Origin of the sequence: Nocardia sp. NPDC050406 (assembly GCF_044459025.1) — a bacterium.
Classification (GTDB): Bacteria; Actinomycetota; Actinomycetes; order Mycobacteriales; family Mycobacteriaceae; genus Nocardia.
The window spans coordinates 1578768-1602029 of the sequence record NZ_JBITIM010000002.1; the positions used below are offsets into that span (position 1 = coordinate 1578768).

Here is a 23262-nt window from a genome sequence, read left to right on the forward strand (position 1 = left end):
CCTATTCGCCCAGTGGCCATTCCGGTCCGGCATCGAGCGGCAGGTTCTGCAACTTGTCGGGGTTGCGGACCACATTGATATTGGTGATGCGGCCGTCGTCGACGGTGAAGGAGAACACGCCGGTGTTCTTGCCGTCGAAGATGATCAGGCCGGGCAGGCCGTTGACCAGTACCCGGCGGCCCCACGCGCCGCCGACCTCGCCCGCCATGCGCAGGAACGACAGGAAGGTCTCGGCCACCGTCTGCGCGCCGTGCAGCGGTTCCAGGAAGGCCATGACCTTGCCGCCGCCGTCGGCGGTGAAGGTGACGTCCTTGTCGAGCATGCCGAGCAGCGCGCTCAGATCACCGGAACGCCACGCCACCGAGAACGCCGATACCACCTTGGCATGTTCGTCGCGGCTGGCCGGGAAGCGCGGGGTGCCCTCCTGCACGTGCTTGCGCGCGCGAGAGGCCAACTGCCGCACCGCCGCCGGGGTGCGGCCCACCACATCGGCCACCTCGGGTCCGGTCATACCGAACACTTCCTGCAGGACGAAGGCGGTGCGCTCGGCGGGGGAGAGGGATTCCAGCACCACCAGCAGGGCGGTGGTGACGCGGTCGTCCTGGGAGATGCGGTCGGCGGGATCGTCCTCCCACGCGCTCACCTCCGGCTCCGGAAGCCATTCGCCCACGTACTGTTCGCGACGGGCACGCGCGGAACCGAGATGGTCCAGTGCGAGCCGCCCGGTGACGGTGGTCAGCCACGCCCGCAGATTCTCGATCTCCGCGCCCTCGGGCCGGGTCTCGTAGAAGCGTTGCAGGCGCAGCCACGCCTCCTGCACCACATCGTCGGCATCGCTGAGGCTGCCGAGCGTGCTGTAGGCGACCCGCCGCAGATACGCCCGATGCTCCTCGAATTCCCGGGCCAGGTCGGCCGGGTCGGGTGCGCTGGTCTGGTTCGCCACTGTCTCGCCGTTCGTTCGGGCCGCCTCGCGCGGCGACATCTGCTCTCTCCAGGACGACGAAACAGGGCGAACGGGTGTGACATTCCCGCCCTCAGCCGCCGATGCGCCCGAACCCCACCAGTTCGCCCTGGTCGAAGAGGAACAGCGACGGCGTGATCGGGGCATTGCCGTATGAATCGTCGAGATAGGTGTACATGACCAGTTTGATCATGGTCTGTACCTGGTCGGCGGTCAGGTCCTGCGGAAACGCCATCAGGCAGGTCCGCCGCGGCACCGCGATCTGAATGGAGTCGGTCCCCAACAGCCGCTGCGCCTCCAGCACGGTCGCCGGATCGAGCACCTTCTCCGCCGCGAAATCATGGCCCGACGCGGTGGCGAACGGCAGCCCACCGGCCTCCGCCACCTCGAACGGATACCGCTGCCGGGCCAGATTCCCGAACGCTAAGCGCCGCAACCCCTCTGGATCCCCGGCCTCCGGCGACCCCTGAGTAATGATCTCGAAATTGCCGTCGCCGTCACGCGCGTAGGCCACCACCAGCGCGTCCTCCCCGAACCCGAACCGATCGTGCACCACCAGATCCCGGTGCTCCCAATCGGCGGGCTTCAACAGCGGAAAAATATCATTCACCGCCGCAGGCTATGCGGGAAATCCACGGCCCACCAACCGGATTCGGTCTGGAGCGACGGGAGGGGCGATCCAGCGGTGTGGATGGTAGCGGGCTCCCTATCCTCAGCGACGGCGCAGAGCGAAGGTCGCGGCGATGAGGGCGGTGGCGAGTTGGACGGCTTCGGAGAGGGTTACCGCGCGGCGCAGGTCGGGGACGCGGGGGGCTGGGCCGTCGCCGAGGGTGGGGCGCATTTCGGTGCCGTGGCGGTAGTGGGTGCGGCCGCCCAGGCGGATGCCGAGGGCCCCGGCCATGGTGGATTCGGCTACTCCGGCATTCGGGCTGGGGTGGTTGGCGGCATCGCGGCGCCAGGCGCGCCAGGCGTCGGCGGGGCGGCCGCCGACCAGCGGGGCCAGGGCGGTGGTGATCGCGCCGGAGAGGCGGGCGGGGGCGAGGTTGGCGACGTCGTCGGTGCGGGCCGCGGCCCAGCCGAAGTGGCGGTAGCGGTCGTTGCGGTAGCCCACCATGGCGTCGAGGGTATTGATGGCGCGGTAGGCCAGCAGCCCGGGCACGCCCGCCACCGCACCCCAGAACAGCGGTGCCACGGTGGCGTCGGAGGTGTTCTCGGCAATGGATTCCAGTGCGGCGCGGGCCAACCCGTCGGCGTCGAGAACCTCCGGGTCGCGGCCGCACAGCGAGGGCAGCAGTTCCCGCGCGCCCGCGATATCACCGGATTCCAGCCGATCGGCCATCTCGCGACCGGTGCGGGCGAGACTGCGCCCGCCCAACACCGTCCAGGTGGTGAGCGCGGTGAGGGCTACCTCGCCGGTCGCGTGGCGTACGACCCGCTGCGCCGCGATGCCCATCCCGGTGACCGCGCCGACCAGGACGACCTCGTGCAGCACCCCGGCGGCGCGGCTGTCACGGTAGGTCGTCTTCTCCAGCATTATTGCGGCGGAACCGAATCCGGCCACCGGATGCCAGCGGCGGGGGTCGCCGAACGCGCGGTCCAGCGCGAAACCTATGAGCAATCCCGCCGCGGTCGACGTCCCGGTACGCACTCGGGGGAGGGTAGCCGACCGCGACGGGCCGACCCGTCCGGCCCTGGGGCACAGTGTCTCGCGTAGGACTGTCCGTCGTTCGCCCCCGCTGGAAGGGTCGCTCCGAGGTAGCTGGAGTGTGCGGATCAGGACTGGTTCTTCAGGAAGGACAGCTCGTTGGCGCTGCCCGCGACCACCACGTCGAGCTTTCCGTCGCGGTTGTAGTCGGCCAGTGCGGGGGTCTGGGGCTGGGAGGTGACGCTGTGCTCGCCCGCGCGGGTGATGCTGCCGTCGCCGTTGCCGCTGAAGACCACGAGTTTCGAGTTGAGGACCGCCGACATGACGGCGTCGAGTTTTCCGTCGCGGTCGAAATCGCCGACGGCGATGCTGGTGGGGCCGAGACCGGAGACGGGCAGGCGGTTGGTCTTCTCGAAATCGCCGCGGCCGTCGGAGACCAGGACGGTGGTGGAGAAGGAGAAGGAATCGGCGGTGATGACATCGTCGATACCGTCGCCGTCGAAGTCACCGGCGCGAATATCCTCGGTGATCAGCCCCGAGGTGCTGGCCCCGCGCGATTCGAAGCTGCCGTTGCCGCGATTGGTGAATACGTGCACCTGTTGCAGCACATCGTTGTTGATCGCGAGATCGGGTTTTCCGTCGCCATTGAAATTGCCGACGGTGAAGGCGGCGGCGACGCCCGGAATGATCGCCGAATCCCCGCCGTCGAGATCGCCGTTGCCCTTGCCGATCCAGGTCTTCACGCCCGCGGGAACCAGGCTGAGCACATCGTTGGTGCCGTCACCGTTCACATCGGCGATGATCACCTCCTGTTGCGCCCCTTCGAGAGTCGCGAAGGTCTTGGGGCTGGCGAAGGTGCCGTCGCCCTTGTTGATGAAGGTGGCGATGAAGGTCCACGCCTGCGCGACCACATCGGGTCGACCATCGCCATTGAGGTCACCGGCGGCGACCGCGCCGTACCCATTGCCCGGCGTGCCGACGCGTGTGCCCGGCGCGAAGGTGCCATCGCCCTTGCCGGTCATGAGCACCGGACCGGGTCCGCCGAAATCGGCGCTCACCACATCGGCATTGCCATCCCCGTTGAAATCGGCGGTCACCACCCCGATCGGAGAGGGGCCCGGACCCCAGGACGGGAAATCGCCGCCGGTGGGGGAGTTGACGGCCGGGGCGAAATCGATGGTCCCGGCGAAGGCGGTGCCCGTGGCGAACAGGCAGCAGGCGGAGGCGGCCGCGACGAGAACGGTGGTGTGGCGCATAGGGGTTCCTGGGGTAGAGCGAGTGTTGGAGCGTCGCGGACTCTATGGCGTGGGTCACAGGGGGTTGGAGGTAATGGTGGGAATTTGTGGAATTGGCGGGTTGTCGGGCTGGAGGAGGGCAACGCGCCCAATTTGGCCTGAGCGGTCGAAAATCGCGTATGGGTGGCGGAATTCTGGGGGAAGGAGCGAATTTCGACCGCTGAGGCCAAAACGCCCCATCACCAACACCGCCCCCGCCCTCTCCCACCCCCGTAGGCTCTCCCCATGCACCCCACCGAAACACGGTGCGCCGCAAGGTCTCACGATTGGGGAAGCGCGATGACGCTGAAAGACCGATTGCAGGAAATTCCCGAACTCGACGGTGCCGTCTACGGGACACCACACGAAACCAAGGACGGCTCGATCGTCATCACGGTCACCCGCCCGGGCGGCCTGTTCCGCACGGGCCCACGCCCCATGGGCGTGTTCGTCATCCACGAGGGAAAGGTGACCTTCGAGCCCGTCTGCGACACCACCCGCCTGGGCCTGATGGGCGAACTGATCGGCCTCGTCGCGGTGGCCTTCGTCACGGGCGCGATCCTGCGCCGCCCGCCATGGCCCGAACTCTCGTTCCACCGCACCGTGGACTGCTGACCGGTCGCACCTCCGCCTAGCCGCGTCAGCCGGTTGCGGGTCGGGCTGGTCATGTCAGCCGGTCGGGTCCGGGCGTAGCCAGTTGTGCCAGCCGGTCAGGGGTTAGGTCGCCTGGTGGTGATCGTCGCTGCGCTCGGAGCCAGCCAGTCGGGGGTTGGGTGCTCCTCGTGTTATCGATCGATGCTGGTCCTGGCTAGCCGTGCCAGCTGCTGCGTTGGGTCCGCTTGATGTCATCCGTCGGCGCTGACCTGGCTAGCTGCACCCACTGGGTGACGGTTGCGTCCGGCGTCAGCCAGTGCGCCGGTTCGGCGAGCTGTGTGGTCCGCCTAGACCGCGCATCGCATTCGATGCCGCCCGCGACCCTCGGGCGGGTGGGTGAAATCGTCGTGCCCGTTATCCCAGAAGTGGGGGACGGTATCGCGCCTGCTGCCCGGCGCAACTCCCGCCGGGTAGTGGTCTCAGCGCCCCCGGCCGTAGCGGTCCGCCAGCCGAGCCTCGGTGGTCTGGGCGGGGGTCTCCCGCTCGACGACCGGTGCTTCGGTTGCCGCGGCTTCTCCGGTCGCACCGGCCGCGCTCTCCCGTCGCCGGGCGCGCAGTTCCGCCCATACGAAATACCCGAGCCCGAGCGGGGCCATGATGCCGAAGGCGAGCCATTGCAGGCCGTAGGACAGGTATGGTCCGGCGTCGAGTTGGGGTAGGGGCACCGGGGTGAAGGCTCCCGGTTGGTCGGCGGCGAGCTGGAGGTAGCCGCCGCGGCCGTCGGTGGGGATCGAGGTCAGGGGTAGGCCGAGGACCGTCGCCTCCTGCCCGGTGTCGATGGAATACACCTGGCGGTAGCCGTTTTCGGTCATGGGCGGTTTATCGGCCGCGATGCCCTCCGAGCCGCGTACGCGCGCTTCGAGATGTTGCGGGCCGGTCGGCGGGTCGGGGATCTGCGGCGGGCGGGTGCCGTCGACGGCGGCGATCATGCCTCGGTCCACGAGCAGGATACGGCCGTCGTCGAGGCGGAAGGCGGCGAGGACGCCGAAGGCCGGTGCGCCGTCGAGATGCCGCAGCCGCACCAGCAGGGTGGAGTCGGGGACGTAGCTGCCATTGGCGGTGACGTGCCGCCATTCGGTATCCGTCGCGGGGGTGCCGTTCAGCATGGTGGTGACATCCACCGGAGCGGCGTCCACGGAGTCGGCGATCTGCTGATTGCGGTGCGAGGTGCTGGTGTTCTTGCCGAGCTGCCAGGGTGCGAGCACCGTGAAGCACATATAGGCGAAACCGGCCACCACCACCGCAAGAATCAGCCAGCTGGGTCGCAGCAGGAAACTGATCCGCCGCAGCACGTTCATGCCGTCTCCTTCACCCTCGACCCCGGGCGGGTTCGCCGAGCTGTTCGCGCACCCAGTCGAGCAGCCCGGGCATCGCCGCCTCGATCTGGGTGCGGACCAGTTCGAAGTCGCTGTGGTCGCCGTAGTACGGATCGGGCACGTCGCGCCCGGTGGCGTCCGGGTCGAAGGCGCGCAACAGCTGTCGCCGATCCGAGGGCACACCCATGCGCGCCAAGGCCCGCTCGTGCGAGGTGTCCAGGGCCACCAGCAGATCCGCGTCGCGGTGATCGTCCCCGATCACGGCGGCCACATGCCCGACCGGATACCCGTGCCGCCGCAACTCCTCGGTGGTGCGCGGATCGGCGTCGTCCCCGACATGCCAGCTGCCGGTACCGGCACTGCTCACCCGCACCCGGTCCGCCAGACCCGCGCGTTCCAGATGCGCCGCGAAGATCTTCTCGGCCATCGGCGACCGACAGATATTGCCGGTGCAGATGAAGGTCACATGCAGCTCGCCCACGACAGCCATTCTGTCGGGTCCACCTACTGCCCTGCCACGTAGGGTGTGTGGCTGTGCCGAAGGACACCGCGCGCCACCGCGAACCCGAGACCGCCGCGACCCGAGAACCAGTCGCGGCGGGGGTCGACGTGCAGGCCGCGATCGCCGTCGACCACGCGAAATTGCGGCACCACGGCGACGTCGAGGTGCGCCCCGGAATGCTCGATTTCGCGGTGAATGTGCAGGGCAACGGCCCGCCGGAGTGGTTGCGGGAGCGGCTGTCCGCCCGGTTGAGCGAACTAGGTCGATATCCGGACGCGGGCGAGGAAGCGGCCGCCCGGGCGGCGGTGGCGGCTCGACACGGACGGCGCGCGGACGAAGTACTGCTGTTGGCTGGAGCCGCCGAGGGTTTCGCCATGCTGCCCCGACTGGGCTCGCGGCTGGCAGCGCTGATCCACCCCTCGTTCACGGAACCCGAGCTGGCGCTGCGGGAAGCCGGTGTCCCGGTCGTGCGCGTGCTGCTGGAACCGCCCTACACGCTCGACTCGCGGGTGACATGGGATCCGGCGCAGCCATCCGCGCACCACGCGACCCCTCCCCGAGACGAGAAGTCTGGGCTGGAAGGTGTGCGGTCGCACGCACCCGTGGATCCTGCCGCGAAGCGGGATGCACTCGGTGCGGCCGCCGAGACTTCGCTTCCGCTACTGGCAGCGGAGAAGTTCGCTGGCGCGCGTGGTGGGGAGGCTGATGGTGCCGTCGAGACTTCGGGATCGTCGCTGACGCCAGTGGAATTCGCTGTCACGCCTGGTGGGGCCGCCGAGACTTCGCTTCCGCTGCTGGCCGCAGAGGAGTTGGCTGGCGCGCCGGACGGGGAGGCTGGGGCGGCTGCCGGGATTTCGCTTTCGCCGCTGGCAGCGGGGGAGTTGGCTGGTGGGTGGGAAGGGGCGGTTGGTGCGGGTGGCGAGCTCGCGGCCTTGCCGTTGCCCGCTGACGGGATGACCGGCGAGCGGGTGTGGGGGGCGTCCGTGGTGCCGGAGGAGGCCGATTTGGTGGTGATCGGGAATCCGACGAATCCGACGTCGGTGCTGCACTCGGCCGAGATGATTCTGCGGTTGCGGCGGCCGGGGCGGGTGTTGGTGGTGGACGAGGCGTTCATGGACGCGGTGGCGGGGGAGTCGGAGAGCTTGTCTCGCATGGCTTTTCCGGATGTGCTGGTGTTGCGGAGTCTCACGAAGACTTGGGCGTTGGCGGGGTTGCGGTGTGGGTACTTTCTCGGTGCGCCGGAGGTATTGGCGCGGTTGAATCACGGGCGGCCGCATTGGCCTTTGGGCACACTGCAATTGGAGGCCGTCGCGGCTACCGCTGAACCGCGGGCCGTCGCCGAGGCGCGGGGCAAAGCGGAGTCCATCGCCGACGATCGGGCCGCCATGATCCCTCGACTGCGGGAACTGGGTATCGAGGTGCGCGAACCCGCCGCGGGGCCATTCGTGCTGATTCGTGTACCCGACGCCGAGTTGCTGCGGAAACGGTTGGCGGACAAGGGGATCGCCGTGCGCCGGGGTGATACCTTTCCGGGGCTGGACGCCGGGCACCTGCGCTTGGCCGTCCGACCGGCCGCGGAGGTCGACCGTCTGGTCGCCGCCATCCGGGAGGTCGGCCTGTGAACCCTCGGCGGGAGAATCGGATCGGCGGCCCGCGACCGGCGGGCGAGCTGTGGAGCACAACGACTCTGAATGGAGGTTTGTGGTGACGGCGGTGCGGTTGGCGGATCTCATCGGAGTGCTGGATGCGGCGTATCCGCCACGGCTGGCCGAGTCCTGGGATTCGGTCGGGCTGGTCTGCGGCGACCCGGATGACACGGTCGCGAAGGTGATGTTCGCCGTCGACGCCACGGCCGCTGTGGTGGACGAGGCGATCGAGTGGGGCGCGCAGGCGCTGGTGGTGCACCATCCGCTGCTGCTGCGCGGTGTCGACACCGTGGCGGCGGATACCCCGAAAGGCGCTCTGCTGCACCGGCTCATCCGTTCCGGGTGCGCGCTGTTCACGGCGCACACCAATGCGGACTCCGCCGATCCCGGAGTGTCGGATGCGTTGGCGCACACCATCGGATTGACCGTCACCGGCCCGCTCGACCCGAAACCCCTTGGCGCGGTGGACGAATGGGTCGTGATGGTGCCGCGCGCACATACCGAACAGGTGCGCACGGCGCTGTTCGCGGCGGGAGCCGGTGCGACCGGCAAGTATCGCGACGCGAGCTGGTCGGTGCCCGGGATCGGACAGTTCCGGCCCGTGCAGGGGTCCGCGCCCGCGCTCGGCACCGTGAACGAGCTGCACATTGTCGAAGAGGACCGCCTCGAGATGATCGCCGCGCCCGCCGCGCGCCCAGCGCTGCTCGACGCCCTGCGCGCGGCCCACCCGTACGAGGAACCGGCCTTCCACGTCACCGAGCGCGCCAAGCTCCCCTCCGGACTCGGTATCGGCCGAGTCGGTGAGCTCGCCACACCGAAAACGTTGCGGGAGTTCACCGCTCGTGTGCGCGCCACCCTCCCCGCCACCACCTGGGGCGTGCGCGCCGCCGGAGATCCCGAGCGCGTCATCCGCACCGTCGCCGTCTGCGGCGGAGCGGGCGACTCCTTCCTCGGAACCGTCGCCCGCCTCGGCGTCGACGCCTACGTCACCGCCGACCTGCGCCATCACCCCGCCGACGAGCACCTGCGCGCGGGCGGCCCGGCACTGATCGACGCCGCCCACTGGGCCACCGAATTCCCTTGGTGCGCACAGGCGCAAGGCGTCGTCCGCGCCGCCTTGCCCGAGGTGGCGACCCGAGTGTCCACGATTCGCACCGACCCGTGGACCCTCGGTGCCGCCGATTGCTGAGACTCTCTGCGGGACAGGCTATTCCGCGACCACCGTCGGCTCGTGCGTGACCGGGAAGTTCACCGAATTGGCGATGAAGCACTTGCTGTGGGCCTCCTTGTGCAGGCCCACGGCGGTGTCGATCTTGGCCGGATCGGTAATGGTGATGTGCGGCCGCAGCGTGACCGTCTGGAACCGCTCGTCATCCATGACACCCACGGCGCTGTCCCGGTATGACGTGACCACCACCCCGGCGCTCGCGCACAGATGCAGATACCAGAGCATGTGGCAATCCGACAGCGACGCGACCAGCAACTGCTCCGGATTCCAGCGCGACTCGTCGCCGCGGAATTTCGGGTCGGCGGTGGCGAGAATGGGCGGTCGCCCCGCCGTGAGCAGCTCGTGATCGCGGCTGTAGGACCGGTAATCGGTGGTCTGCCCCGACCACACCACTTCCACTTCGTACCTGTGCTCGCTCATACCGCGAGTGTGTCCGATCGACGCGCCCCGTGCCCAGTCCGATTCCACACCGCTGACCGGCGCGGTGACCGGGGTCACGGTCGCGCGTTCGCATCCGCGCAGCTAGAACCCCGGTTGGCGAAAGCGGGGGTCGCGGCGGAGTACGGTAGGGAGTCTTGAACTGTCCATAGCGTCCAGGAGAGCCTCCGCGTTGAATGTCGAACCATCGATCCAAGCCAAGCTGCTCGATCTCGCCGCGGTCGACGCCGAGCTGACCCGGATCGAGCACCGCCGCAAGGTGCTGCCCGAGGAGCAGGAGGTGCGGCAGCTCGAGGCGGAGCGCACGGCGCGCAAGGACGCGGCGGTGAAGGTCGAGATCCTCATCGACGACCTGGACCGCGATATCCGCAAACTCGAGGGCGAGATCGACGCCGTGCGCAAGCGCGAGGAGCGCGACCGCGGGCTGCTCACCGGCGGATCCATCGGCGCGAAGCAGCTATCGGAGCTACAGCACGAGCTGGGCAGCCTGGAGCGCCGCCGCAAGGTGCTCGAGGACGACCTCATCGAGGTCATGGAGCGCCGCGAGGCCGCCGACGCCGACCACGATCACGCCGGTGCCAATCTCGATCACGCCGAAACGCAGCTCGCCGAGGCGCAGCGCCGCCGTGACGAGGCACTCAAAGACCTCGATGTCGCTCAGCAGCGCTGCGATTCCGACCGCGCCGCCCTGGCTGGTCGCTTTCCGAGCGAACTGCTCGCCACCTACGAGAAGCAGCGCGGCGCCAATGGCGTCGGCGCGGCCCTGCTCCAGGCCCGCCGCTGCGGAGCCTGCCGCATCGAGATCGACCGCGGCGAGATCGCGCGCATTGCCAAAACCGCCCCCGACGTCGTGGTCCGCTGCCCCGAATGCGGCGCGATCATGGTGCGCACCAAGCAATCCGGGCTGTGAGCGGACGCACCGAATACACCGGCGTGGCCCGGCACTCGTCGGTCCATGCGACGGAAATCCACTGCCGCACAGGTGGATTCGGTGCGGTACCTATCGGAATTCAGGGGCGGCCGAAGTGTCCGGCCAGTGCGAAGGGTGAGCTGCGGTGAAAGTGATCATCGAGGCCGACGGCGGATCGCGGGGTAACCCGGGTCCGGCCGGTTACGGCGCGGTCGTCTGGGATGCGGCGCACGGGCGAGTACTCGCCGAACGGCGTGAGTTCCTCGGCGTCACCACCAACAATGTCGCCGAATACCGTGGCCTCATAGCGGGTTTGGAAGCCGCCGCCGAACTCGGCGCGACCGAGGTCGACGCCCGCATGGACTCTAAACTCGTGGTCGAGCAGCTCTCCGGCCGGTGGAAGATCAAACATGCCGCCATGATCCCGCTCGCCGAGCGAGCCCGGCAGCTGATCGCGGGCTTCGACCGCGTGAGCTTCACCTGGATCCCCCGCGCGGAGAACTCCCACGCCGACCGACTGGCCAACGAGGCCATGGACGACGGCGACCTCGTGAGCGAGGTCCGCACCGCCCTGGCCGACTCGCCCGACGATGATGAAAACCCCTCGCGTGCAAAGGGCTCCGCCGCGGTTGGTGTCGGCGCGGCCGGATCGGATCCGACCGAGCACAGTGCCGCCGAGCCGGGCACGGGGTTCGGCCGAGCCGAGTCCGGTGCCGTTGGCGGAGCTCAGGTCGGCGCGGCGGAAGGGGGTCCGGCCGGTACCGCTGCGCCGGGCGAGGTGACAACCGCTGCCGCCGAATCCGATTCGTCGGGGGCCACCGCGGAGACGCACGGCGGCGCGGATCGACCTGCGCAGGCGGCTCCCGGGTGGACCGGGGCGGTCGGGCGACCGACTCGGCTGCTGTTGCTGCGGCACGGGCAGACGGAACTCTCCGTGCTGCGGCGGTATTCGGGGCGGGGCAATCCGCCGTTGACCGCGCTGGGGCGGGAGCAGGCGGCGCGGGCCGCGAAAATGCTTGCGGGCAAGGGGGAGATCGCGGCGATCGTGTCGTCGCCCCTGGGGCGGGCGCGCGAGACCGCGGAGGCGGCCGGACAAGCCCTGGGTATTCCGGTGCGAATCATGGACGGGCTCATCGAGACCGACTTCGGCGACTGGGAAGGCCTCACCTTCCTGGAAGCGCGCGAACGCGACCCCGAACTGCACTCCCGCTGGCTCGGCGACCCGTCGCTCCCGGCCCCCGGCGGCGAAAGCTTCGACCAAGTCCGCGAACGCATCGAATCGGTCCGCCGCGACCTCGTAGCCCGCTACCCAGGCGCGAATGTCCTTGTCGTAAGCCACGTAACCCCCATCAAAACCCTTCTCCAACTAGCCCTGGGCGTAGGCCCCTCCCTCCTCTACCGCCTCCACCTCGACCTAGCCGCCCTCTCCATCGCCGAGTTCTTCCCCGACGGCGGCTCCTCCGTCCGCCTCGTCAACGACACCTCGTACCTCTAACCCAGTCTGGACGAACGCTCACCAGGTACTGGTGGCGGCAACATGCGAGAGGCCGCCGCCACCAGTACCTGGTCGACGAGTTGGAACCTTCGGAGTGCGGCCGCCCACCCAAACCTGGGCGTGCGATCAGGGGGAATGCGTGGCGGCGTTGTGCGAGTGGTCACCGCCACGAGTTCCCCCTCGTGGGCTTGGGGCGCGTGCCGGGGGTGGGAGCGTTTGTGGGTTGGTGGGGCGGGTAATTCGGCGGCGTCGGAGGTGACGTTATGGCTGAGGCCGCGGTGGGGAGTGGGTCGCCGGTGGGGCCCACGGATTTGAGTCGGCGCTCGTGGTGGGCGGTGTTGAAGCGCACCGTGGGGGAGTTCCGGGACGACAATGTGCTGGATTGGGCTGCGGCGCTTACTTATTACAGCGTGCTGTCGATCTTTCCGGGGCTGCTCGTGCTCACCTCGGGGTTGGCGTTGATGGGGCCGGAGCCGACGCGGTCGTTGATCGACACCGTGCGACAGATCGGGCCGGGGAGTGGGACCGATCTGGTGGTGGGGGCCATCGAGGAGTTGCAGGGGTCGCGGCCTGTGGCGGGTCCGCTCGCCATTGTCGGTGTGCTGGTGGCGTTGTGGACGGCGTCCGGATATATCGGGGCGTTCATGCGGGCGGTCAACTCGCTGTACGAGATGCGGGAGGGGCGGCCGCTGTGGAAATTGCTGCCGGTGCGGCTCGGGTTGACGGCGCTCATGATGATGCTGCTCGCCATCGCGGTCACGGGGGTGGTGGTGACCGGCGCGGTCGCGGACCGGGTCGGCGGCTGGCTCGGGTTGGGGGACGCGGCGGTCACGGTGTGGGGTATCGCCAAGTGGCCGGTGCTGGCGATCCTGATCAGCCTGGTGTTCGCGCTGTTGTATTGGGCCGCACCGAATGCCAGGCAGCCCGGCTTCCGGTGGCTGAGTCCGGGCAGTGTGCTGGCGGTCGTGGTGTGGGTGATCGCCTCGGCCGGATTCACCGTCTACGTCAGCAATTTCAGCTCCTACAACAAGACCTACGGCTCACTGGCGGGCGTGGTGGTGTTCCTGGTGTGGCTGTGGATCACCAATATCGCGGTGCTGTTGGGAGCGGAATTCAATGCCGAGCTGACGCGGGAACGCAGCATCGAACAGGGCCTGCCGCCGCACGAGGAGCCGTTCCTGCCGCCGCGCGACGAACCCGACGACGGCCCAAGGATTTTCGCGGGTGGGGACCATACCGAAGAGGAAAGGAAGACCGATGAACAGACGCAGAAGTGACCAGAGCACCATTCAGGAAATCGCCGATACCGCGCGCCGCCGGGCCGACGAGGCCCGCCAGGTAGCGCAGGAGAAGGCGGAGGAGGCGCGCCACCTGGTCCAGGAGAAGGCCGAACGCACAAAGCATCTCGCGCAGACCAAGGCCGATCGGGCTCGGCATCGCACCGAGCGCAAAGCCGAGGCGGCGCGCGGCGAGGCCAAGGCGCGCGCCCGCCATCTCGCCGAGCGCGCGGACGCCAAGTCCTCGGAGAAGCTGCTGGAGGGCGCGGATTCCGCCCAACGGCGGCCCGTCCCGCTGGCGCTGTTCGCGGCGGTTGCGGCGTTCGTCATCATCCTGTGGCGACTGCGGAGGCAAGCCTGATATGAAAAAGCTCCCCTACCAACCCCTCTCGCTGAGTGTCAGCGTCCTGGGCGGGCTGGCCGCCAACGCCGCCTTCCGCCGCATCTGGCAGGCCGCCACCGGCGAGGAGGAGGCTCCCACGGCGACCGCCAAGGACTACACCTGGCGCGAGGTCCTGGTGGCCGCCGCCATCCAAGGCGCGATCTTCGGCCTGGTGAAGGCCGCCCTCGACCGCGCCAGCGCGACCGGATACGAATCCCTCACCGGCACTTGGCCCGACGAGCGCTAGCCAGTCCGCCGGTCAGGGCACCTCGCTCGCTCAATGGTTGTCGGTTGAGTGCCATTGGCGCGTCGTGGCCGCGGTCGGTGTGCCGTTGAGGCCGAGGAGTTGTCGGCCGCTGGGGACGTTGGCATGCGGAGTCCCTTTGGTGGTCCGGGCCGCGGGGCGCGTCGGAGGCCGCGGGCGGGGTGACACCGCCCCCGCCGTCCGCTATGGACGCAGGACGGCGGTGAGGAATTCCGTCTGGTCGTAGACGGCCTTCTCGAACCAGTCGTCGAAGTAGATGTCGAAGTGGCCGATCGGATACTGCTTGACCACCGCGTGTTTGGTGCGGGCGGCGGCCTTGAGGGTCGGCGCGGGCGGGGCGACCGAGTCGTTGTCGCAGACGGCGTAGAGGACGGGGACCTTGATGTCCTTGACCCGCTTGGCGGGTGCGTCGAAGAGGGCCGAGAGACCTACGCGGGCGGCCACTTTCGAGCGGTAGACGGTGCTCTCCTCGGCGAGGCGGCCGAAGCCCGCGGGGACGTCGGCGGCGCTCATGAGGGCCGCGGAGTGTTTGCGGCCCGCCAGGCGAACCCCGATGGGCTTGCGGCGAATCGGGCCGATGAGCAGATCGGTGACGGCGACCGTGCCGGTCTTGGTGAGGCTGATCGGGCCCTTCGCCATGGCCGAGGCCCAGCCGCTGGTGAACGGGCACTGCGCCACCACACCCGCGAGGTAATCGTCCTCCGGCGCGACCGACAGCACGTGACCCCCGCCGAAGGAACTGCCCCACAGCGCGATTCGGGTGGCGTCGAAGCCGCGCAGGGTGCGGGCGTAGGCGATGGCCGAACGCCAGTCGGCGCGTTGGCGCGCGATATTGATCAGCTGGCGCGGTGCGCCCTCGGACGCCCCGAAATGCCGGTAGTCGAAGGCCAGCACGCCCATTCCGGCGGCGGCGAAGCGACGCGCATAGCGATCCAACCCCATCTCCCGATCCGCGCCCAGCCCGTGCCCCATGACGACCAGCGGACGCGGTTTCGGCGGCCCATCCGGGAGATACAGCCATGCGGCACACCGCTGGCCTTCCGAATCGAACCCCACCTCGACACGCTCCATGGCGCATTACCGTACCCTGGTGGCGCGGACGAGTCGGTCGGGCGGTCGCGGCGAAGGGAACGGACACGGTTGTGTCGCCGCCCTGCGCCGAGGAAAGTCCGGACTCCACAGAGCAGGGCGGTTGCTAACGGCAACCCGGGGTGACCCGCGGGACAGTGCCACAGAAAAGAAACCGCCCACACAGCAGTGTGGGTAAGGGTGAAACGGTGCGGTAAGAGCGCACCAGCGCGCCGGGTGACCGGCACGGCTAGGTAAACCCCGCCCGGAGCAAGGTCGAAGGTCGGACTCTCGGCGAGAGTGCGACTGCGCAGGCGTTCGAGGGCTGCTCGCCCGAGCCTGCGGGTGGACTGCTCGAGGCACCCGGCAACGGTGTGTCCAGATGGATGACCGCCCCCTGGTCTCGACCAGGGACAGGATCCGGCTTACAGACCGACTCGTCCGCCCCGAACGGTCAGCCCTACTCTCAGGGGCTTCGTCCCCGAACCCCCCACCTCGGAAACGCGCCCCTCCGACCTCGAGCGGGCAGCCGCCGAACCGCCCTCATCGCCGTGCAGCTTGGTCCCGCGATGAATCCGGGGCTCGATGCCCAGGAGAGACGATCGGGGTCCACGGCCGCTGGACGTTCCGGGGTCGTCGCTGCCGCACTGGCGCAGGGGAAATCGCTGTTTCGCGGGGGTGGTCGGCGCGGTGGCACGGTGCGATGATGGAGGTGATCGCGGGCGGATGCCTGTGGTGGGACGCGGTATTCGCGGAGTTCGTCATGAGCGTTTTGATTCTGTTGCTCACTTGTCTCGTCGGGGTGGCCGTGGTGGCCGGGCTGGCGGTGAACTATTCGGTTCGGGTGGTGACGCAGTACGAGCGGGGGATTGTTTTTCGGTTCGGGCGGGTGCGGGCGGTGCGGGAGCCCGGGTTGCGGATGCTGGTGCCGGGGATGGATCGGATGCGGAAGGTTTCCATGCAGGTGGTGACCATGCCGGTTCCGGCGCAGGAGGGGATCACTCGCGACAATGTGACCGTTCGAGTCGACGCGGTGGTGTATTTCCGGGTGATCGATCCGCTGCGGGCCGTGGTCGAGGTGCAGGATTATCTGTTCGCGGTGGCGCAGGTGGCGCAGACTTCGCTGCGGTCGATTATCGGTAAGAGCGATCTCGACGATCTGCTGTCCAATCGCGAACAGCTCAACAAGGGCCTGGAATTGATGATCGACAATCCGGCGCTGGGATGGGGCGTGCATATCGATCGGGTGGAGATCAAGGATGTGGCACTGCCCGATCAGATGAAGCGCTCCATGTCGCGGCAGGCCGAGGCCGAGCGGGAGCGGCGGGCCCGGGTGATCTCCGCCGACGGCGAATTGCAGGCTTCCTACAAGCTGACCGAGGCGGCCGCGCGCATGTCCCAGGCCCCGGCGGCCCTACAGCTGCGGCTGCTGGAGACCGTCGTTCAGGTTGCGGCGGAGAAGAATTCGACCCTGGTTCTGCCCTTCCCGGTCGAACTGCTGCGCTTCCTGGAGAGCGGCACCGTGAAAGCGGAAGCGCGGCAGCCTGACCCGAGCCCCGCACGCGCAGACGACGACACCATCGACCACCTCCCCGCCACGACTCCGCCCTCCGACACCACGCCGAGAAACGGCGCGACCGACGACAAGCAGTGAGGAACAAGTCGATGTCGGTATTCATCCCGCTGGTGGCGATCCTGGCGCTGTTCGGCCTCGCCTACCTGTTGCGATTCCTGACCCTCGCCCTCCCGGACGGCATCCGGGGAAGAAATAGCGATTAGGTATTGATTCCGCCGATCCGCGCACTCCCGCGATCGGCCCGCGGACACCTGCGGCGACCCTCCGAAGAGAGGCGTCGCCGCAGGTCGAGCCGCTATTCCGGTCAGTACGGCCGAATGGCGAGCAAATGCGCCCAGTAGCTTGCCTGGTCGGGTCCGAGCAACGGCATCAGGTGATCGAACAGGATCATCGACATGCGGTAAGGGACTCCTCGAATCGCTTTGTGGCGGTTTCACGTCCGCCCCATTCCCGCGGCTGGCGAACGCGACGGCAACCCTACAGCGCGGCCGCGCCGAGACCATGGCACCCTGGACCCGGCGCGGCACGGCGTGTCTACCGGTCGTTATGAACAGAACTAGCCGGGAACGTGACTGATCTCATAAAGTGTTGCGCGTTGGAAAGTTCCATTGCGCGGGTAGCAATGGGCACAGGGCATCAACAAACGTCGGAAAGCAGGTTTCGTCTATATGCGAATTGCTCGCAAGCTGGTCACCGGTGCGCTGATCGCCGGTGCGGCTGGTGTACTGGCCATGATGGGTTCCGGCTCCGCCTCCGCGGTGGCCGTCACCCCGCTGCCGGGTGGGGTGCAGGTCGACCTCAGCCCGGCTGACACCCAGTGGGTGGCCAGCAATCACTTCGGGCAGACCCTCGCCGGTCTGCCGCACCCGTCTGCCGCCTCGTTCGGGCAGGCACTGGATTCCGCGGCGCAGCTGTCGACGCAGTATCCGCAAGGGCGCGTCGTCTTCACCGTATTCGGTCCGTTCGATCAGTTGAACGGCACCATGTTGGCCCTGCAGTAGGGTCTGCCTCCCCGGTGGAACTACATCAGAGGATCGTGTCGGCACCGGTCGATTTCGGTGCCGTCCGAACCGAATTCGGGCTGGCCTCGGCCTATCCCGCCGAGGCCGTCTCGGAGGCCCGCGACGCGGTGGACGCGTTCGCGGGTACTCGGATCGATCGCACCGACATTCCCCTCGTCACGATCGATCCCCCCGGCGCCATGGATCTCGACCAGGCGCTGTATCTCGAGAAGACCCCCACGGGCTTCCTGCTCCAGTACGCCATCGCCGATGTCGCGGCCGTCGTCGCGCCCGATGGCGCACTTACCCGCGAATCCCTGGTGCGCGGTCAAACCTTCTACCTGCCCGACGGCACGGTGCCGCTGCATCCGGCGGTGCTGTCGGAGGACCGGTCCAGTCTGCTGCCCGAGGTGGATCGCCCCGCCGCGCTGTGGACCATCGAATGCGACGACAAAGCCGAGCCCGTCCGATATTCGGTGACGCGCGCCCTGGTGCGCTCCCGCGCCCGGCTCGACTACGCCACCGTCCAGGCCGCCGCCGACGCGGACCGCCTGCCACCCGCCATCGCCGCGCTGCCCGAATTCGGCCGCCTGCGCATCGACGCCGGAATCGAGCGCGGAGCCATCTCGCTGCGCCTGCCCTCGCAGAGCGTGATCCGCGTCGACAACACCGACGACCACTGGCAGCTGGTGATCGAACCGCGCACCGCCGCCGACGACTGGAACGAACAGGTCTCGCTGCTCACCGGTATGTGCGCGGCCCGAATCATGTTGGACGGCACCGGATCCGAACGACTCGGCCTGCTGCGCACCATTCCGCCGCCGCAGGCCAGCGCGGTGGAGTCCATGCGCCGCACCGCCGCCGCGGTCGGCGTGGCCTGGCCGCCGGACGAATCGGTGGGCCGCATGCTCGCCGGACTCGACGCGAACACCCCCGCCGCCCTGGTCCTCATGTCCGAGGCCACCGGCCTGCTGCGCGGCGCGTCCTACACCGTCCTCGACAGTCAGGACCCGGAAACCTTGCGGCACAGCGCCATCGGCGCGCACTACGCTCATGTCACCGCCCCGCTGCGCCGCCTCTCCGACCGCTACGCCACCGAGATCTGCCTGGCGCACTGCGCCGGAACCGGCGTGCCCACCTGGGTGCGCGAGGGCCTCGACGCGGCGGCGGAATCCATGCGCCGCAGCGACGCCGTGGCGGGCAAACTCGAACGCGCCTGTATCGACCTCACCGAGTCGACCCTCCTGAAATCCAGGGTCGGAACGGATTTCGACGCGGTGGTGCTGCGCGAGGCCAATGGCACCCGCCCCGCCGAGATCTTCGTCGCGGACCCGCCGGTGCTGTCCAAGTGCACGGGCGGACCGCCGGAAGGCACACGCGTGAGTGTGCGCCTCACCGACGCGGATCCAGCCACCCGCACGGTGCTGTTCGAGTATCGGGCCGACCGCTGAGGCCGCGCGATCAGCTGGCGATGGCCGCGCTCGAGGCCGAGCGGATCGCCGCGGTGACGGTCTCCGGATCCTCGACCATGAGCAGATGACCGCAGTCCGGTAAGACGATGCGGCGCACCGGGTTCAGGGTCTCGTTGAGACGCGCACCGGCCTGCGCCGAGAGAATCCGATTCCGCGCGCCCCAGATCGTGGTGATGGGCGGGAAATTCGGCCCCGGACGGAAGTCGTCGAGCGCGGCGAGTCGATGCAGGTCGCGGGAGATGGCCGCGGCGGGCAGCAGACGGCGCGGTTCGGCCCAGCGCCGTTCGAAGTCGGTGAAGCTGTCGCGGGTCATCTCGCGCCCGCGCGGGCCGAGCTGCTCGCGAATCAGCCAACCGGCCGCCACATCGGGCAGGCGAATCCCGCTGGCCACCCGGTCGAGCGGGAGGCGCTGGGCCAACCGTTGGGTCCGACCGGTCGGTGTGGGCCGCAAGGTCGCCGAGGTCAACGGATTGCACAGCACGAGCGCACGCACTCCGCGCGGCTCCCGCTGCGCGTACAGCAGCGACAACGCGCTGCCGAAACAGTTCCCCACCAGCGTGACGCCATCGAGCCCGTGAGCGGTGACGAACTCGCCCACCATCCGCACGTAGTTGTCGACCGTGTAGCCGCTGGCGGGAATGTCGGAGCCGCCGTACCCCATCAAATCGAGTGCGTACACGCTGTGCGTGGCCGCCAGCGCGCGCATCTGCTCCCGCCAAATACGCCGCTCACCACCGATATTGTGCAGGAACAAGATCGGATCGCCCGTTCCGGCATGGTCGTAGGCGACGGATACGCCGTGGTAATCGAACACCGGCATCGGGCGCTCTCCTCATTGAGTAGCGGTGCGGCTTCAGCCGGGGAGATACCCCGGCCTCGGTCATGCAATCCATGCTAGCTGGTACCGCACGTCACACAAGGTTGATTCGAGAGCGCCCGATGCGCTGGTCAGCGCGAGGTTTCGGATATCACCGCCCCACCGCGCAGCCATATCTTCAATTCGGCCATGCCGGTATCGCGGTCCACGACGGGCCGGTATTCGAGATCGCGCCGCGCGGCCCCGATGTCGTAGGTTCCCGTCCGGGTCAGCACGGCCACCGAATACCGCGACAGCGGCGGTGACCAGCGTGCGGCCAGATACGGTACGCGCCTGAGGTTTTCGATTAGCTCCACCAACAGCCACACCAGACGCGGCGGCAGTCTCCGGGTGGGCCGACGGTATCCGAGGTCCTCGGCGACCTGGCCGAGGAACCGCCACACATTGGTCTGTCCGGCATCGGCGATGAAATACGCCTTGCCGCCGACATTCTCGGCGACAGCCGCCTTGACGCAGGCCTCGACGATATTCTCGACATGGCACAGCGAGGCGTACACCTCGCGGCCGCAGGACAGGTCCGGCAGCGAGCCCGCCGCCGCCCGGCTCAACAGCCGCACGATCGGCCCGGACCGATCGCCCGCACCCCAGATCGCCCGCGGCCGCAGCGCGCATGTGGTGAAATCCGCGGTGTCGGCGTTCACTACGAGCCGTTCGGCGGCGGCCTTGGTCTCGCAGTAGTGATTCAGATAGCGCGTCGGATACGGCGCCGATTCGTCGATATCCACCTGGTCGCCGCCATCGCGGTCCATGAGCGCGCTCGGACTGGAGACGAAGACGAACCGCCGCGCGCCCTGGGCCCGTGCCGCCGACAGCAGGCGCGCGGTGGCGGTGACGTTCTCCGCCCAGAACTGTTCGCGGCTACCGCGCTCGTCCACCCGTGCGGCACTGTGGAAGACGATATCCACGCCCGCGACCGCCCGCTCCAGCGACGCGGTATCGCCGAGATCGCCGGTGATCACCTCCACCCGGTCGAGGACCTCCGCGATATCGCGCAGCCGACTGGTGGGCCGCACCAGAATCGCCACCTCGTACTCACCGTCGCGCACCAGGCGACGGACCAGCGCACCACCCAGGAACCCGGAAGCCCCTGTCACCAACGCCTTCACCGGGACTCCTGTTCGTTGTGCCTGCGACTCGCGACCTCGTCCGCCGCCATGGCGACGGTGACCCGCGCGAGGGATGCCAGACCGACCACCATGGGCACGCGGGCGAATATCGTGATCGATTGCGCTACAGCGTTTCTCATCGTCCGCCTCCTACGCGTCGATGTGCTTTGCGGCCCAGACCGCCAACTTCTCCCGGCCGATCTTGGCGTTGTGGCGGATATCCACCGGGAAGCCCGGGTGGACGAGGAAATCGTCGATGGGCGAGGCGATCTCGAATTCGGAGGCGCGCTTGCGCAGCTGGATTTCGACCGCCTGTCCGTCGGCCCCGGCCTCGAGTTCGACGCACAGCACCGGCCGCTGCGCCCCGCGCTCGCCGACCCCGACCAACGCGGTGCGGGCCACACCGTCCACGATATTGAAGATCTGCTCCACCTGCACGGTGAACATGGGCCCGTCGGCGGTCTCCACACGCTGACTCTTGCGCCCGCAGAACCAGATTCGCCCGTCGCTGTCGATGCGCGCCAGATCGCCGGTGCGGTGCCAGATCCGGTCGCCGTCGGTGATCTTGCCGAGCGAATTGGCGGACTCGGGCCACAGATAGCGGGTGCTGACATTCGGCCCCGAGACCACGAGCTCGCCGATCCACCGCGTACCGGCGAGCTCCTCCGCGCGCTCGTCCACATCGAGCCAAGTGGGCAGCGGATCATCGGTGATGGCGATGACACGTGCCCGCACACCCAGCGCGGGTCGGCCCACGCACACACCCTCGCCGCGATGCGCCTGTTCGACGAGATCGCCCAGGAGTTCCCGCGATTCGATGGTGGCCATGGGCAGCGCCTCGGTGGCCCCGTAGCCCGAGTACACCCGCGCCTGGTCGGGCAGCGCCTCCCGCAGCGCCGCGATACACCAATCCGGTACGGGCGCACCGCCGGAGTAGATGCTCCGCAGTGACGGCAGCTCGACCTCGTGCTCCTGAATGTGGCGCAGCAGCGGAATCAGCACGGCCGGTGAGGCGAACATGGTCTCGACGCCGAAGCGCCGCACCGCGTCCACCACATGCGCCGGATCGGTCGCGCCCACCTTGGACGGGATCAAAGGCGGTAGTACACACCGAGATCCGAGCAGCAGTTCCAGAATTCCGGCCACCGGCGCGGTAATGAGCGAGGTGCCGGGTGCGACGTGTTCGCGGGCGTCGTCCACCTGGTCGATCATGGCGCTGAGATTGCCGTGCGTGAGCACCACCGCCTTGGCCGGTCCGGTGCTCCCGGTGGTGTAGCCGATGAGCAGGGGTTCGTCATCGGGCGCGGGCTCTCGATCCGGAAGTGGCGCGGTCGGTTGGCGCCCCCAGCTCTCCAGCGTCGGCCCGCGCCAGAAGCCGCGGCCGACCGTCACCGCCAGCCGGATCTTGCGGAAGTAGGCGCGGAAGACGATCCGCACCGCCTGCGCCTCCGGCACTGCGACGAAGGCCTCGGCATCCGCGGCCGAGAGGCAGCGCAGCATTTTGAACAAACCCATCCCGGGATCGATGACCACCGGCACCGCACCGATTTTGAACAGCCCGTACAGCACCGCGTAGAGCTCGGGCCCGGGCCGCACCAGCACGATGCAGCGCGTACCCGGCGTCAGCCCCGCCGCGAGGAAGTTCTCCGCGAGGGCATCGGACCAGTCGTCGAGTTCGCGATAGGTCAGCTGTCGGTACTCCGGCAGGCCCGTGGCGGCCCTGCCGTCGGCGTGTATCACCGCCTCCCGATCGGGATGGGCGGCGACGATATCGCGGAATCGGTCGAGCGCGCGCCAGTAGGTCGCGGCGGTCATGGCATCACCTCGTTGAATTTCGCGCGCACGACAAATGGACCACGAGCGGTATCGCGAGCGCGGAAACGGCGGATGGAAATGTCTACTGCCCCCTGAATTCGTCGCTGAATACGACGAGCAGTACGGCGAGGCTACCCCACCCATTGCGGGCTCGCCAGCGTCGAAGCGAAGCGCTATCCATTGCGGCACAATAGGTTTGGTGTGAATCGCGGTACCGCAACAAGTTCCTCCGGAACCCCTACTCCAACCCCTAGGGTCGGTTCCGCGCTCGGTTCGCAATACCGCTGCCCACCTTGCTTTTCCGTCGAAGCCATAGTGAAACATCGCTGTTGCCAGTGTGATCGGCGATGCGTA

Annotated in this window: 22 protein-coding genes, 1 other RNA gene and 1 pseudogene; 12 read left to right on the forward strand and 12 right to left on the reverse strand. The window is 68.5% G+C overall.

Annotated elements, in window-relative coordinates; all coding sequences use genetic code 11:
• Position 1: 1 nt before the first annotated feature.
• From sigJ to ACIBH2_RS20525, 4 genes are all read right to left on the reverse strand, one after another.
• On the reverse strand, positions 2–943 hold the full coding sequence (sigJ, locus tag ACIBH2_RS20510; protein ID WP_397119595.1) for an RNA polymerase sigma factor SigJ: 942 nt from the start codon (positions 941–943) through the stop codon (positions 2–4).
• Between the two features lie 91 nt (positions 944–1034).
• Positions 1035–1571, reverse strand: coding sequence for a hypothetical protein (locus tag ACIBH2_RS20515; protein WP_397119597.1), 537 nt, complete (start codon positions 1569–1571; stop codon positions 1035–1037).
• Between the two features lie 102 nt (positions 1572–1673).
• Positions 1674–2609 (reverse strand): cobalamin biosynthesis protein, encoded by a 936-nt coding sequence (locus ACIBH2_RS20520; RefSeq protein ID WP_397119599.1) that lies wholly within the window; start codon positions 2607–2609, stop codon positions 1674–1676.
• Between the two features lie 125 nt (positions 2610–2734).
• Positions 2735–3862, reverse strand: a complete 1128-nt coding sequence (locus tag ACIBH2_RS20525) for an FG-GAP repeat domain-containing protein (RefSeq protein ID WP_397119601.1) — start codon at positions 3860–3862, stop codon at positions 2735–2737.
• A 318-nt stretch (positions 3863–4180) separates the two neighbouring features.
• Here ACIBH2_RS20525 and ACIBH2_RS20530 point away from each other — a divergent pair, with 318 nt between their 5' ends.
• Entirely contained in the window at positions 4181–4495 is a 315-nt protein-coding gene (locus tag ACIBH2_RS20530; protein WP_397119603.1) for a hypothetical protein, read from the forward strand.
• A 458-nt stretch (positions 4496–4953) separates the two neighbouring features.
• Here ACIBH2_RS20530 and ACIBH2_RS20535 read toward each other — a convergent pair whose 3' ends face one another.
• Together ACIBH2_RS20535 and ACIBH2_RS20540 are read right to left on the reverse strand one after the other, a co-directional pair.
• The gene (locus tag ACIBH2_RS20535) at positions 4954–5823 is read right to left on the reverse strand and encodes an SURF1 family protein (protein WP_397120927.1); all 870 of its coding nucleotides are present in this window, start codon (positions 5821–5823) and stop codon (positions 4954–4956) included.
• Positions 5824–5842: 19 nt separating this feature from the next.
• Positions 5843–6340 (reverse strand): low molecular weight protein-tyrosine-phosphatase, encoded by a 498-nt coding sequence (locus ACIBH2_RS20540; RefSeq protein WP_397119605.1) that lies wholly within the window; start codon positions 6338–6340, stop codon positions 5843–5845.
• A 992-nt stretch (positions 6341–7332) separates the two neighbouring features.
• Here ACIBH2_RS20540 and ACIBH2_RS20545 point away from each other — a divergent pair.
• Positions 7333–7974: pseudogene (locus ACIBH2_RS20545) on the forward strand (aminotransferase class I/II-fold pyridoxal phosphate-dependent enzyme); the annotation flags it as partial.
• Positions 7975–8056: 82 nt separating this feature from the next.
• Positions 8057–9187, forward strand: coding sequence for a Nif3-like dinuclear metal center hexameric protein (locus tag ACIBH2_RS20550; protein WP_397119607.1), 1131 nt, complete (start codon positions 8057–8059; stop codon positions 9185–9187).
• 18 nt (positions 9188–9205) lie between these two features.
• Here the strand turns inward: ACIBH2_RS20550 and ACIBH2_RS20555 are convergent, their stop codons facing one another.
• Positions 9206–9646, reverse strand: a complete 441-nt coding sequence (locus ACIBH2_RS20555) for an OsmC family protein (protein WP_397119609.1) — start codon at positions 9644–9646, stop codon at positions 9206–9208.
• 190 nt (positions 9647–9836) lie between these two features.
• On the opposite strand from ACIBH2_RS20555, the gene ACIBH2_RS20560 reads away from it, so the two are divergent.
• The 5 genes from ACIBH2_RS20560 to ACIBH2_RS20580 all read left to right on the forward strand — a co-directional run bounded on the left by ACIBH2_RS20560 (position 9837) and on the right by ACIBH2_RS20580 (position 13975).
• A complete protein-coding gene (locus tag ACIBH2_RS20560) occupies positions 9837–10574 on the forward strand; it encodes a zinc ribbon domain-containing protein (RefSeq protein ID WP_397119611.1) in 738 nt (245 codons plus the stop codon).
• 145 nt (positions 10575–10719) lie between these two features.
• Positions 10720–12069, forward strand: a complete 1350-nt coding sequence (locus tag ACIBH2_RS20565; protein WP_397119613.1) for a bifunctional RNase H/acid phosphatase — start codon at positions 10720–10722, stop codon at positions 12067–12069.
• A 263-nt stretch (positions 12070–12332) separates the two neighbouring features.
• Positions 12333–13346, forward strand: a complete 1014-nt coding sequence (locus ACIBH2_RS20570; RefSeq protein WP_397119615.1) for a YihY/virulence factor BrkB family protein — start codon at positions 12333–12335, stop codon at positions 13344–13346.
• Positions 13327–13707, forward strand: coding sequence for a hypothetical protein (locus ACIBH2_RS20575; RefSeq protein WP_397119617.1), 381 nt, complete (start codon positions 13327–13329; stop codon positions 13705–13707). Before ACIBH2_RS20570 ends, ACIBH2_RS20575 begins: the two co-directional genes overlap by 20 nt.
• A gap of 1 nt (position 13708) precedes the next feature.
• The gene (locus ACIBH2_RS20580; RefSeq protein WP_397119619.1) at positions 13709–13975 is read left to right on the forward strand and encodes a DUF4235 domain-containing protein; all 267 of its coding nucleotides are present in this window, start codon (positions 13709–13711) and stop codon (positions 13973–13975) included.
• A 201-nt stretch (positions 13976–14176) separates the two neighbouring features.
• Here the strand turns inward: ACIBH2_RS20580 and ACIBH2_RS20585 are convergent, their stop codons facing one another.
• Positions 14177–15064, reverse strand: a complete 888-nt coding sequence (locus ACIBH2_RS20585) for an alpha/beta hydrolase (protein ID WP_397119621.1) — start codon at positions 15062–15064, stop codon at positions 14177–14179.
• Between the two features lie 29 nt (positions 15065–15093).
• Here ACIBH2_RS20585 and rnpB point away from each other — a divergent pair.
• From rnpB to ACIBH2_RS20605, 4 genes are all read left to right on the forward strand, one after another.
• Positions 15094–15505, forward strand: an RNA gene (rnpB, locus tag ACIBH2_RS20590) — RNase P RNA component class A.
• A 319-nt stretch (positions 15506–15824) separates the two neighbouring features.
• The gene (locus tag ACIBH2_RS20595; protein ID WP_397120929.1) at positions 15825–16715 is read left to right on the forward strand and encodes a slipin family protein; all 891 of its coding nucleotides are present in this window, start codon (positions 15825–15827) and stop codon (positions 16713–16715) included.
• A gap of 590 nt (positions 16716–17305) precedes the next feature.
• Complete coding sequence (locus ACIBH2_RS20600; RefSeq protein WP_397119623.1) at positions 17306–17638, forward strand: hypothetical protein; 333 nt, start codon at positions 17306–17308, stop codon at positions 17636–17638.
• Between the two features lie 14 nt (positions 17639–17652).
• A complete protein-coding gene (locus ACIBH2_RS20605; protein ID WP_397119625.1) occupies positions 17653–19089 on the forward strand; it encodes an RNB domain-containing ribonuclease in 1437 nt (478 codons plus the stop codon).
• Between the two features lie 10 nt (positions 19090–19099).
• On the opposite strand, the gene ACIBH2_RS20610 is transcribed toward ACIBH2_RS20605, so the two are convergent.
• The 4 genes from ACIBH2_RS20610 to ACIBH2_RS20625 form a co-directional block, all read right to left on the reverse strand.
• Positions 19100–19930 (reverse strand): alpha/beta fold hydrolase, encoded by an 831-nt coding sequence (locus ACIBH2_RS20610; protein ID WP_397119627.1) that lies wholly within the window; start codon positions 19928–19930, stop codon positions 19100–19102.
• A gap of 128 nt (positions 19931–20058) precedes the next feature.
• Positions 20059–21093 (reverse strand): NAD-dependent epimerase/dehydratase family protein, encoded by a 1035-nt coding sequence (locus ACIBH2_RS20615; protein WP_397119629.1) that lies wholly within the window; start codon positions 21091–21093, stop codon positions 20059–20061.
• Complete coding sequence (locus tag ACIBH2_RS20620) at positions 21090–21233, reverse strand: hypothetical protein (RefSeq protein ID WP_397119631.1); 144 nt, start codon at positions 21231–21233, stop codon at positions 21090–21092. Before ACIBH2_RS20620 ends, ACIBH2_RS20615 begins: the two co-directional genes overlap by 4 nt.
• A 10-nt stretch (positions 21234–21243) precedes the next feature.
• On the reverse strand, positions 21244–22908 hold the full coding sequence (locus ACIBH2_RS20625) for a fatty acid CoA ligase family protein (RefSeq protein ID WP_397119634.1): 1665 nt from the start codon (positions 22906–22908) through the stop codon (positions 21244–21246).
• Between the last annotated feature and the right edge of the window lie 354 nt (positions 22909–23262).